The sequence below is a fragment of the Streptomyces sp. NPDC004721 genome (assembly GCF_053601495.1).
This window is the reverse complement of sequence record NZ_JBSGBZ010000070.1, coordinates 24,400-35,975: the sequence shown is the minus strand read 5'-3', so window position 1 is coordinate 35,975 and position 11,576 is coordinate 24,400. Positions and strand designations below refer to the sequence as shown.

The 11,576-nt window shown below is 69.6% G+C and carries 12 protein-coding genes and 2 pseudogenes; 6 read left to right on the top strand and 8 right to left on the bottom strand.

Annotated elements, in window-relative coordinates:
* A partial coding sequence (gene tnpA, locus ACWEK3_RS36810; protein WP_453251696.1) for an IS200/IS605 family transposase occupies nucleotides 1-267 on the top strand: 267 nt, incomplete at its 5' end.
* A 761-nt stretch (nucleotides 268-1,028) separates the two neighbouring features.
* Here the strand turns inward: tnpA and ACWEK3_RS36805 are convergent.
* The 7 genes from ACWEK3_RS36805 to ACWEK3_RS36775 form a co-directional block, all read right to left on the bottom strand.
* The gene (locus ACWEK3_RS36805) at nucleotides 1,029-1,913 is read right to left on the bottom strand and encodes a glycoside hydrolase family 19 protein (protein ID WP_453251695.1); all 885 of its coding nucleotides are present in this window, start codon (nucleotides 1,911-1,913) and stop codon (nucleotides 1,029-1,031) included.
* Between the two features lie 374 nt (nucleotides 1,914-2,287).
* Nucleotides 2,288-2,398 (bottom strand): transposase, encoded by a 111-nt coding sequence (locus tag ACWEK3_RS36800; RefSeq protein ID WP_453251694.1) that lies wholly within the window; start codon nucleotides 2,396-2,398, stop codon nucleotides 2,288-2,290.
* Between the two features lie 9 nt (nucleotides 2,399-2,407).
* The gene (locus ACWEK3_RS36795) at nucleotides 2,408-3,037 is read right to left on the bottom strand and encodes a class I SAM-dependent methyltransferase (RefSeq protein WP_450546518.1); all 630 of its coding nucleotides are present in this window, start codon (nucleotides 3,035-3,037) and stop codon (nucleotides 2,408-2,410) included.
* 294 nt (nucleotides 3,038-3,331) lie between these two features.
* Nucleotides 3,332-3,670 (bottom strand): hypothetical protein, encoded by a 339-nt coding sequence (locus ACWEK3_RS36790; protein WP_453251693.1) that lies wholly within the window; start codon nucleotides 3,668-3,670, stop codon nucleotides 3,332-3,334.
* Between the two features lie 478 nt (nucleotides 3,671-4,148).
* Nucleotides 4,149-4,598 (bottom strand): hemerythrin domain-containing protein, encoded by a 450-nt coding sequence (locus ACWEK3_RS36785; RefSeq protein WP_453251692.1) that lies wholly within the window; start codon nucleotides 4,596-4,598, stop codon nucleotides 4,149-4,151.
* A 44-nt stretch (nucleotides 4,599-4,642) separates the two neighbouring features.
* Nucleotides 4,643-5,914: an MFS transporter gene (locus ACWEK3_RS36780; RefSeq protein ID WP_453251691.1), complete on the bottom strand. Its 1,272-nt coding sequence runs from the start codon at nucleotides 5,912-5,914 to the stop codon at nucleotides 4,643-4,645.
* Between the two features lie 742 nt (nucleotides 5,915-6,656).
* Complete coding sequence (locus ACWEK3_RS36775) at nucleotides 6,657-7,820, bottom strand: DUF2249 domain-containing protein (RefSeq protein WP_453251690.1); 1,164 nt, start codon at nucleotides 7,818-7,820, stop codon at nucleotides 6,657-6,659.
* Nucleotides 7,821-8,161: 341 nt separating this feature from the next.
* Between ACWEK3_RS36775 and ACWEK3_RS36770 the strand changes: the two genes are divergently transcribed.
* Nucleotides 8,162-8,644, top strand: coding sequence for a GNAT family N-acetyltransferase (locus tag ACWEK3_RS36770; RefSeq protein WP_450546512.1), 483 nt, complete (start codon nucleotides 8,162-8,164; stop codon nucleotides 8,642-8,644).
* Nucleotides 8,645-8,691: 47 nt separating this feature from the next.
* Here the strand turns inward: ACWEK3_RS36770 and ACWEK3_RS36765 are convergent.
* A pseudogene (locus tag ACWEK3_RS36765) lies at nucleotides 8,692-8,901 on the bottom strand (IS481 family transposase); the annotation flags it as partial.
* A 129-nt stretch (nucleotides 8,902-9,030) separates the two neighbouring features.
* Between ACWEK3_RS36765 and ACWEK3_RS36760 the strand changes: the two are divergent.
* The 4 genes and pseudogenes from ACWEK3_RS36760 to ACWEK3_RS36745 form a co-directional block, all read left to right on the top strand.
* Nucleotides 9,031-9,201, top strand: a pseudogene (locus tag ACWEK3_RS36760) (nuclear transport factor 2 family protein); the annotation flags it as partial.
* A gap of 279 nt (nucleotides 9,202-9,480) precedes the next feature.
* Nucleotides 9,481-10,101, top strand: coding sequence for a hypothetical protein (locus tag ACWEK3_RS36755; RefSeq protein ID WP_453251689.1), 621 nt, complete (start codon nucleotides 9,481-9,483; stop codon nucleotides 10,099-10,101).
* 481 nt (nucleotides 10,102-10,582) lie between these two features.
* Entirely contained in the window at nucleotides 10,583-10,924 is a 342-nt protein-coding gene (locus ACWEK3_RS36750; RefSeq protein ID WP_450546510.1) for a hypothetical protein, read from the top strand.
* Between the two features lie 232 nt (nucleotides 10,925-11,156).
* Nucleotides 11,157-11,573 carry an SsgA family sporulation/cell division regulator gene (locus ACWEK3_RS36745; RefSeq protein ID WP_450546509.1) on the top strand — a complete coding sequence of 139 codons (417 nt, stop codon included), beginning with the start codon at nucleotides 11,157-11,159 and terminating at the stop codon, nucleotides 11,571-11,573.
* Nucleotides 11,574-11,576 lie beyond the last annotated feature (3 nt).

Here is an 11,576-nt window from a genome sequence, read left to right as displayed (position 1 = left end):
TTCGAGGCAGAGCTGGTGGAGTTCAACGGCGAGGCCAGCCATGTCCACCTGCTCGTGAACTTCCCGCCGAAGGTCGCCGTCTCGAAGCTGGTGAATTCCCTCAAGGGCGTGTCCTCGCGCAGGCTCCGCCAGGAGTTCCCCGAGCTCGTCCAGCACTACTGGCGGGCACAGCGCCTGTGGTCCGGGTCGTACTTCGCCGGGTCGGTCGGCGGTGCGCCGCTCAGCATCGTGAAGCAGTACATCGAGCAGCAGAACCAGCCGCTCTGACCCGCGCTGAGATGAACAGTGCAGATCCGTACACACAGCTGAGGCCAGAGCGGGCCAAAGATTCGCTTCACCACCGGGCTGAAGCCCAATGCACTGCGAATAGACCCGGTAGCGCAGGACGGTGAACTGGGCTTCCACTCGGCCAGGCGACGCCAGCAGGTCACCGCTACGCGGCTCGTAACCGAAGCCGGCGAACCTGGAGCCGATACGCCCCTGGCGGCCACAAGTGGTGACCGCCGGCCCGAGGCCGAGCCCGTGGCGAGTCTGTCGGCGGAGACGGAGTAGCTGCGAGTGGGCGAGGGAGCGGCCGACGGGAGGGTCAGCGACGTGACACGTACGCCGTCCTTGCCCGGATCGTCGATCCGCATGCCGCCGCCTTGAGACGCGGCCGCGTCGGCACCGGTGTTCCCGGCACCCGCGTGCTCCGCACCGCAGGCCGTGAGCAGCAGAGCGGTTGCAGCGAGCCAGTTGAAGGGGAACAAGTCTGGGCATGCGGTCACCTCATCAAGGCCCGAACCATACGTGTGCGATGGAGATCACAGTTCCGGTCACAGGGGTGTCACAGGTGGGGGCGGAAAGATACGGCTCCCCGACACGTCGCAGCCGTCCGGCCCGCCGTGGACCGGCCAGCACCGCCAGTGGACCGCATCACGCCGAAGCCGATGCGGCCCACGGCCGCGTCAACCGGTTGTCCGGATGTCCGTGCGCGGTGCCCCCGTTCCGAGGTCCCGGGAACGATTCGCACACACCCGGGGACCGGGTCAGCAGTACAGGTTGGCGCCCGCCGACACACCCAGGATCTGCGTGAACTGCTGGTACGTGGTCACACGGCTCTGCACCTGGGCGGGGTTCCTGCCGTCGCACTCGAGGGAACCGTTGATGGAACGGATCGTCTGACCGAAGCCCGCGCCGTTGACCATGGCGTCGTGCGGGGTCATGGTGCCGGGGCCGGACTGGGTGTTCCAGTACCAGAGGCCCGTCTTCCACGCCACGGCAGCGTCGGTCTGCACCAGCGACGGGTTGTTGAGCAGGTCGATGCCGAGCGCATCACCTGCGGCCTTGTAGTTGAAGTTCCAGCTGAGCTGGATGGGGCCGCGCCCGTAATAGGCCGACTGGCCGGCCGGGCAGCCGTACGGCTGGCTCCAGTCGCAGTAGTTCGGATAGTTGGCGGTGTTCTGCTCGACGACGTAAACCAGTCCGCCCGTCTCGTGGCTGACGTTGGCGAGGAAAGCGGCTGCCTCCTGCTTCTTGGCCTCGTCGCCGCCGGTGGTGGCGAAGCCGGGGTAGGAGCTGAGCGCGGCGACAAGACCGCTGTAGGTGTAGAAGCCGTTGCGGTTCGGGAACATCTGGTTGAACTGGGCCTCGGAGACAACGAAGTTGCCGACGGACGTGCCGCTGTCACAGTTGTACGGTTCCCAGTACCAAGTGCTGATGACCGGGTCGTAGCCCGGGTTGTCATGCTCGGCGATGTACGCCTTGCCGTCCGTGTAGCGGACGATGTCACCGGTGGCATACGCCTTGCCGGCCACCCAGCTCGGGTAGCTCGAACAGGTGGCGGCGGACGCGCTGCTGGTCGGCACCAGCACCGGTACGGCGGCGGAGAGGGCGAGCGCGGCCACGACCGCGGAGATTCGACGCCTCGACACGGAATCAACTCCTTGACGGAGAAGGGTCGTACCCGGCGCAGGCAGGACGGAGCGAGCCTTGTGCGCGTGCCGGCGGAGCCGGACGGGGCGCGGGGCCGACCGTGGTGGGGGGGTTGAGACACACTCAATCGCATTGGTCTGTACCAGTCAAGGCGCAGGCTGATCAGCGGCGAAGGAATGGCCGGAGGGAGGCCCGGTCAACCGAGCTGAAACGGGGACATCTTGGGCGGTGAGGCCGGAGAGTCGGCCCCTTCAGCGTGCCGCGCCCCGGCTGCGTGCTGGTGAGCGCGCACCACCGTGGAATCGACGCCGACCGTCCAGTCCTCGGCCTCAGTCTCATCGCAGCCGGCACACGATCCGTCCAGGAACCGCTCTCAGGTCCCGTCCAGCGGCCAGCGCCGATGCCGGTTGCAGACTGTCTTCCACTTCCCATCACACGCCGGCAGGTCACGCCACGCACAGGACGTCCGTGTCCGGAAGGCCACGGGCACGCTCTAGTGGAGGCGGGCCAGCAAGTGGGCGTCGAGGAAGCCCCTCTCGGAGGCCGGATCGTGGAGCAGCCGGGCGAACGTGACGAGCCCGGCCCCGGTCAGCAGTTCGGCGAACCGGTCCACCGGCCAGCTATAGGCGGGCGTCACCTTGTGGTCGAAGCGGACCGGCTCCGGTCCGTCGGTCGCGAAGAACGAGACCAGGAGCAGGCCCCCTGGTGCCAGGACACGTACCTGCTCGGCGAGCAGCGCGGGCAATTCCCCAGGCGGGGTATGGATAATCGAGTAGTGGGCCAGCACGCCGCCGAGCGCGCCGTCCTCGACCGGCAGGGCCTCCATCCGCGCCTCGTCAAACCGCAGCGCCGGATGGGCCCGCCGGGCGTGGTCGACCATGCCCGGGGAGAGGTCGAGCCCGAAGGCGTCCAGCCCCAGGTCGTGCAGCATGGCCGTCAGATGTCCTGGCCCGCACCCGACGTCGGCTGCCCGCGGGTTCCCCGTCCCGCGCACCAGCTCGGCGAAGGTGCCGATCATGTTCCGCGAGAACGGGTGTGTCTCCAACCGATCAGCGAACATCGACGCATACAGCTCGACGACCCCGTCGTAGGCCGCCCTGGTCTCGTCCTGGTGCTCCATCACGGGAAGGGAAGCTAACACTCGCGCACGTCCGCAGCTTCTCCGGGCCCCGTGCCGAGTACGCGTGTCTGACCGCACGCGGCGATACGTTGTTCGAGTGGTCGGCCGGTGCTGGCTGTGGATGTCTCACCGTGGCGGCTTCGTCCGGACGCCAACACGTGTCCTGACCGGGCCTTTTGCCGCACGTTCGACCGGGGCGAGGGCAAGCATCAGATGGTCCCGGGCTGACCGTACTCGGTGGTTGCCGCGCTGAGCTGTCAGTTCGTTGATCGGGGCTGTCGTTGGATTGCCGCCCTCCTATCGTGAAGGTGGCAGGGATGGCCATGATTCGGGCGGCAGCGGTGGCGGGGGCGAAGGGGGCGGGGGCGGAGGCGGCTCCCACGCCGGCAGCACCGGGCCGCCCGCGCGCAGGCGTGCGATGGTCAGTTCGGCCCTGCGGCGTGCGAGCGGCGTGTCGTCGCGTTCGAAGCGATAGCGGATGAGGGTACGGCCGATGACCTCGGTGGACAGCAGCCGGTAGCCGAGCGCGTGGGCGATCGCCACGACGTTGCGCGTAAAGGCATTCTCCAAGGCGCCGAGCGTCAGCTCGATCCGGCCCCGGCCGTCGAAGAGGGCTACGATCTCCTCGGCCTTCACTTGCCCCACCCTCCCCAGAAAGACCGTCAGCCCCGCACAGAGTACGGGGCCGACGAGGCTACGGGAACGGCTCAGCCCACGCGCCGGGCCCCGGCGCCGGCGGGCGGTCATCACCTCATGTCACGCCGCCTGGCCCGGCGGCACCGCCGTTCCGAGGCGGCCCCCGCCGCTCTCGTGGCCGCCGTCTGAAGAAGCCGCCGCTGTCGTTCGGGGACCCGTCCATCGACGCCCAACCGAACGGCAAAGCCAACTTGGCCGATTCCCCGGGTCGGTCGACTTCCCAGAGGTCCCTGGTCGCGGTCACCCACCCCAGCTCCCGTTTCCGTCGTGCCACCCCACCCGTCAGAATGCGCGACGCGCCGGTCCGGATCGACGGTGTGATCGATGCGATCGAAGGGGATGAGAAGGCCGCTTAGGCTCGACCCGTGCCCCGGCCAGGCGAGACTGCCGGGGCACGGCGGAGGGGGGAAGCGTCAGGTCACGGTGACGGCGACGACAGGCGGGTGCCTGTGTGGGCGCGGACCGCCTCGACGGCTTCCCACTGCTCGGTGGTCAGGTAGGCCAGGGCGGCCGGGAAGACGCCGTCCTGCTCCTTGAGGATGTGGTGACGCAGCAAGTCGAGCGTCTCGATCAACCGCCGCGGCCAGGTGGGATCGGCCAGGAACGGTCCGTCCGCCTCCGCCAGCACGGCGTCGATGCGCCGGTGCTCGTCTTGGAGTTCGGCCATCTGCTCGGGAAAGTCGGCGGCCAGGGCCGGGAACAGACCGTGCTCCTCGACCTGGGTGTGCGGGCCGAGCAGGGCGGCGATCTCGCGGGCGACCTCCGCCATGCGAGCGACGTTGCCGCCGCCGTGGGCGTCGCGGACATGGCTGATGAGCGTCACGACCCTCTCATGCTCCTGGGTCAGCTCGTCGATCGCTTCCAGCACCTGGCAGCCGCAGTACTCGCATATGGTGTCGCTGTCCTTCCTGCTCAGTTCGCATGGGGTGCGGGAACCCGGCGGGTGACCGACTGGCGTACGCCGGTGCCGGTGAGGGTGAGCGCCGCGGCCGCCACCGCCGCGAGCAGGGCCAGGCCGAGGGCGTAGGAGCCGTAAGCGCCGTACAGCGAGCCCATGACCAGCGGCGGGATGAAACCGCCGAGGCCGCCGGCCGCGCCGACGACGCCGGTGACCGAGCCGACCTTGTTCGCCGGGGCGATGAGCGCGACCAAGGCGAAGACCGCGCCGCTGCCCGCGCCGAGTGCGGCGGCCAGCGTGAGGAAGGCGATCGTGCCGATCGGTGCCAGGCCTGGGGTGAACGCCTGGACGAAGGCTCCGGCGAGGACCACGGTCAAGGACACGGCCAGGACCCGCACCGGGCCGATGCGGTCCGACAGCCAGCCGCCGATCGGGCGCAGCGCGACCGCGAACAGGACGAAGCCGGCCATCCGGTTGGCCGCGTCCGTCTGGGCCAGGCCGTAGCCGGTCTTCAGGTAGGCGGGCAGGTAGACGGAGAAGGCGACGTAGCCACCGAAGGCCACCGCGTACAGGGCGGATGCCTGCCAGGTGATCCCGAGCCTCAGGGTGGTGGCCAGCCGGCCGGCCAGCGGTTCGGTGGGCACCGTGCGGCCGGGCGCGTCCCGCAGTACCAGGGCCGCCACCACCGCGTAGACCGCCAGCACGGCGGCGGTGATCAGGAAGGGATTGGCCATGCCGTGCGCCTTCACCAGCTTGACCGTGGTGAGCGCACTGATCGCGGTGCCACCCATGCCGGCCCCGAAGATCCCGATGGCGAGCCCGCGCCGCTCGGGCGGGAACCAGGCGTTGACGAAGGGCACACCGACGGCGAACGCGGTGCCGCCGATGCCGAGGAAGAATCCTCCCGTCAGCAGGGCGGTGAGCGAGGAGTGTCCGGCCAGGCCGAGGTAGAGCACGGGCACGACGGTGGCCGCCGAGACGAAGGGGAACATCACGCGCCCGCCGAAGCGGTCGGTCAGCGCGCCCACCGGGATCCGGCCCAATGAGCCGACCACCACCGGCACCGCCACCAGCAGCGACTGCTGGAACGAGGTCAGACGCAGGCTGTCCTTGAAGTGCGGGCCGAGCGGGCTGAGCAGGACCCACGCCCAGAAGTTGACGGCGAAGCCCACCGTGGCCAGTGCCAGCATCAGCCACGCCCGGCCGGACACGGACACGGACACGGGCATGGGCACGGGCACGGGCACGGCTGTTGCCTCGTTCTGCTTCCTCGACGGCTGAAGCACCGTCAGCCCGTCCCTTCGCGTCGCAGTGGTGTGGCCCCGGCTGTGGGTCCAGGGCGGCAGGCCATCCGGCGGCGTGGTGCGTGCCGCCGGTCCAACGCCACTATCCGCGTGCGGAGTTCTCCACGGGTCGGGCCGTCCGGCCTCATCACCCGGTCCGGCGGTCCCGATTCACCGTCCGGCCGGGCCGCGAGGTCGCGTATGCCGGTTGCCCACACGTCCCGGCCGAAACACCGGACCAGTGGACGGGAGCCGTCCGGCACATCACAGGCGCGGGAAGCCCGGACTGACGGTGCGGGAGGTCCACAGCGGGGCCACCTGGGCGTGGGGTTCGAAGTGGAGGGCGGCTCACGTGACGGGCAGGGCCGCGGCGACTTGTCGGCGGAGCTCGTATGCCGCTCACCGCGGTCTCCGTAGAGGATGGGTACGCATCGTGCGTCCGGCCGCCCGCGAGTCAGGGCAGACGTGGCGGGCGGCCGGACGGTGACCGGTCCGGCCCGTGCGCGGCTCCCGCCACGGGGGACGGCGGTGGAGACGGCCGCGCGGGCGCTTTGCACGGTCGTACACGGGATACCTCCGGATCGGTCGACAGCCAGCATCCGGCATCAGGCGGCTCTGGGGCAGCGGCCGAAGAGCCCACGGACATGGGCCGACTGTCCCTCGTTCCAGTGATCACGACTCAAGGGGCGGCCGCCGGCCTGCTCGGCGATGGCGGCGGCCGCCTGCCCGGAGACGGGTGAGTCCGTCAACGACGGTGCGGGTGCGCGCCCAGGGCGTCCGCCGTGGCCACCAGTGCCGCGCCGAGGCCGGTCAGCACGCCGCCCAGGCCCATGACCAGCGTGGTGAGGTGCCAGGCCTGGTAGGCGGACAACAGCGAGCCGCGCAGCGTTTCGCCCATGAAGGCGGTCTGGCGCAGCTCGGCGAGTTTCTCGTCGTCGTTCCCCGCGGCGTACAGCTCTTCGGTGATCTCGGCATAGGTACGGCCGCCGGTCGCCTTGGCGACATGATCCTTGATCAGCTCGGCGTAGGCGTGGGCCTGGGCGCCGGTCTCCACGCTCTGGCCGGCGAGAGCGGCGAGGTGGGCGGGCAGCCCGTGGTCCGGGAACGTGATCCGCTGCGCGGCCAGTTCGGTACGGATCTCCTTGCGGCCCATACGGCCGCGCAGAACCATGACGGGTCCGGCGGCCATCAGGGCCGCGCCGGCCATCCCGACCAGTGCGCCGGTCCGGCGGTGCACAACATCCATGACATGCCCTCCTGTGTTTTTCTTCGTCGGCCTGGTTTTCCTGGTGGTGGACTCGGCGTGTACGAGAGCGCTGAGCGGCAGCGGGTCGTGCGGCGCGACGGGCACCAGGGCACCGCCGGCCGGGACCGCGTCGAGCGCGCCGAAGACCGTGGCATGACGTAGGGCATGGGGTACGGACCGCACGTCCAGTTCGGGCACGGCCTCCTTCTCCGCACCACCGCAGCCGCACACGCCACCACAGCCACCGCCCTCTTCCGCCTCGCCACCCGATATGTCCTCCACCATCTCAGGGCGACGTGATCCGGAAGCGCCTTCTGCGGGTGTGTCCGCGGCCGGCCGGGAAAGGGGCCGTCCGGCACATCCCCGACACAGCGCACCAGGCGGCCGGGCACAGGTACGGCGACATGGCGGACCACCGCCCCGTCGATGGCACCGGGCCGGACGGCGACCGGCCAGCAGCGCTGTGGCGAAGCCCGCGATGGACCCGGCCAGCGCCTGACGCTGCTCGCCGCTTGCCTGGTTGCCGCGGTTGAACAGGCCGTCCAGCAGTTCGGGCTGATCGGCGAACATGGTGCCGTAGAAGCGGGTCGTGATCTCGTCCAGTGCACCGCCGACGGCGGGCAGGGTGGCACGGACGACGGCGGCCGACTCGGGCGAAAGCATGGCTCTCCTTTGCAGTGCGGGCAGACAGGGGACGGCGCACGCCGTCGCAGCCGGTGGTCCGCCGTGCGGACACGACCGGCACATCGATCGTGCCGGTCCTCCCGGAGCTCAAGTAGGGCTGAACTTCCCCGATGTCCGGGCCGGTTGGGCAGGGTTCGTATGAGCCGTGTCACTCCCGCCGCGTCAGAGGTACTGCCCTGCGGCTCGGCCGGGAACGTCACCATGCCGAACACAGCGCGGCGCGCCGGTCGCGCTCCGGATCGCCTGTGTCGCATACGCTGCGGCGGCGGCTCTTCACATCGGCACGGCGCGCGGTTGCCGGATCCAGGAAGGGGTGTGGCATGAGGTCCCCAGGCGTGCACCTACGGGAGATCACCGACGACAACCGGGACGCCGTTCGCGCCCTGCGCGTCCGCCGTGACCAGAAGCAGTTCGTCGCCTCCGTGTCCAGGTCGCTCAAGGATGCGGCGAAGGAAGCGGAGGCGAATCCCTGGTACCGGGCCGTGTACCGCGGCGACGAGCCCGTCGGCTTCGTGATGCTGTCCTGGAAGCCGCCGACGGGTCCTTTCGAAGGACGGCACTTCATCTGGCGCCTCCTCGTCGACAAGCGGCACCAGGGGCGAGGGATCGGCCGGGACGCGCTCACACAGATCGCCGACCTGGTGCGCGCGGACGGCGGCACCGAGCTGCTGACCAGCTACGAGACCGGCGACGGCGAACCGTTGCCCTTCTACCAGAAGCTCGGGTTCGAGCCCACCGGGGAGATCTACGACGGCGAGATCGTCTTGCGGCTCACCTTGTCCGCGCATCCCGGGGACACGTGAGGCAGCAGGCGGGCTCGAACGGACCGTGGGACAGAGCCCCAGCTCCGGTAGGCGTCGCCGGTGCCGTTGCGGCGGTCCTGGTTGACCCGGCCGGCTGCGCGGCCGAGGACATTGTGGCCGCCGCCGTCGGGGATGCGGCCGAGCTTCTTGACGTCGATGTGGACCAGTTCGCCGGGCCGGGAGCGTTCGTAGCGGCGCGCGGGTTCGCCGGTGGCCCGATCGCAGGCGGCCAGTGCGGGCAGGCCGTGCCGGACGAGGTCCCGTCGGCCACGCAGCAACCCTGGTGAGATGGCCTTCGGCGGCACAGCCCGCTGACGGACGGTCCGACGCTGACGGGCGGAGCACGGAGCCGACGTGAGGAATGCGAACTCACGCCGGCCCGGCGGATGGTCCGCTGCTCGGGGGCGGATATGCCGGATGAGTGGGCCCGGTACCGGTGGGTCTTCACCACACCGGACGAGGGCCCTCGCCTGGCGGGGACGGACGTCGTCCACCTGCGGCGAAACCTCATCGATCAGATCATCGTCTTCGCGGGAGAGAACAGGCCTTCTCCCTGAACCTCCTCCCCCAGCACCCCAACCGGGGGCGTCGTCGGCGTCGCGGAGAAGCCGGTACCGACGGGCACGTACGTCGTCGACTGCGGAGCGGCACGTGGGTGCCGAGAAGGACAACGAGCGTTCGGCGTCTTCCTTTATGCGGTGAGGGCCGCGTTTTCCCCCGGCTGGGCTCATGATGTCACGCATTGAACATGTCTGAAATGACAGTTACGAGGGGTGTCATTACGTTCATCTCAGGTCGGTCACTCGACCGACGTCCGTGAGACAGAGAGAAGTGACATGCCCACGCGTACCTTTGCTGTGGCCGCTGCCGGCGTAGGCGCGGCGGTCCTTGCAGCCACCGGTATCACCTACGCCGCGACCTCCGGATCCTCCCCGGCGTCCCCATCTGCCCACCAGCCGGCCATAGCTGTCCAACGGGCGGCCAAGCCCGAGCAACGAGCCGCCCAGCCCGACCAGCGGGCCGCCCCTGCCGCCGCTCCCGAGAGCGGCGGCGGCCCAGGCGGAGAGAAGGACGGGGGCCGCGGCCGCGAGGGGGGCGACCGCGATGACGGCGGACGCGAGGGGGGCGGACGCGAGGGGGGCGGACGCGACTTCGGCCGCAAGCAAGAGGGAAAGATCTACTTCAACGACCGCGTGTACTCCGCTGCCGCCGAGGGCTGCATCACCACGGCCAGCGGACTGGGCTCCAGCAGTTTCAACGTTTTCAACGACAGCCGGAGGACCATCGAGGTCTTCCGTGGCTTCACCTGTGACAACGGCGCTCCGGTCGCCACCGTGGGTCCCCACGGCGCCACCAATGGCGTTGTGACCCGCACCGTCCAGGGGGGCCTGTTCGGTGACGACGGCGTCGTGGGCAGCTTCCTGGTGCTCACCGACGACGACGGCGACGATTGGTGACAGCGCCGCCCGGAGCACAGGAAGGATCCCGGCCCGCCGTAATCGGGCCGACACTCCCCGAACCGCTCCAGGTCTGACACGAGGCTCCGAGCGGTCCCGGAGCCCGGCTTCTTCCAGACACCAGAAAACGGCGCCTGACCTGGTCTTTCGACCGTCAGGCGCCTCTTGTGCGACCAGGCTCACGGCAGGGCCTGGTTGTGCGCGGAGTTCCAACGCGCCCGTGGGTGCGGCGAGTTGCTCGCCATGACGTGGCACAAGGCGCCGAAGGCAGCGGACCACCGGCCGCCGGCCGAGAAACGGCCCACAACAGCGGGGGCCGTAGCAATATTCCGGCGCGACGACTCCTCGGCGCGTGGTGCACCTCACGCCAGACTTAGTTCATCGTTCAACAAGTCGGGGTTAGGGTCTTCAGTGCCCAGTGAGGCAGATAAGCACCAATTTTCCCGTTCGCATCGTGGAGCGAGGAAAGAGAGGAAACACCATGGCAAGCAGGACTGTTCGTGGGGTTGTCGTCGCGATCATCTCGACCGTCGTCGCGGCAGCCGGGCTTCTCGCCACCGGCGGCTCCGCATCGGCTGCGACGTACCCGAGCAGCAGCCAGTCGGGTGTCGTCTCGGCGGTCCGCATCTCCGACCACCACAAAGAGGACCGGCACAACCACCACAGCGGCCGCCACTGGATCCGGCACGACAAGCATGACGGTGACCGGTCTCACATCGACGAAGGCCGTCGGCAGTGGGTTCTCGACCAGCTCCGCTGGGCCGACGGCCACGGACACACCTACCGGGGCGGCCTGAAGCACCACGACGCTTCACACCGCTGAGGACCGCGGTCACCAGGACCGCCACCGCTCGGGCTGCCGTACGTCTGCGGGCAAGTGACGCGGCTCGAGCCATCCCGGCCCGTTGCGGGCCGATGTCACAGAACGGCGGGGGCGGCATTCGGGGTCGCTCAAGGGACAGCGGCGACCATGAGACCGAATACCTCCCCCGCACCCCAAGCGAAGGTTCGGCGGCCACCGCCGCCCCTTCCTTCGACCAGACGCACACAGAGCCATGATCACTTGCGTAGACCACACGCTCGGCATGGAGCTCGTGTCACCCCAGGGCACACGGCTCCCGGTACCGACCCACCTGCTCTACAGGTCGCAGGACCCACTCGTGGTGGAGTTCCTCTTCCAGGGCCTCGCCCTGAGCCCCGTGTCCTGGGTCATCTCACGCGAGCTGCTTGCCCGAGGAATGCTGGCGGACAGCGGAGAGGGCGACGTGAGGGTGTGGCCGACCGGAACCGGCCCGGAAGCCCTCCTGCACATTCTCCTCAGTCCACCGGGCGGCTCTGCCCACCTCATCGCCGCGCTCCCGGCCCTCACGCACTGGCTGTACCGCACCTACCAGATGGTGCCGGCCGCCCATGAGACCGAGGCACTGGACCTGGACAGCCACCTCGAACGGCTTCTGAACGAGTCGCCCTGAAGG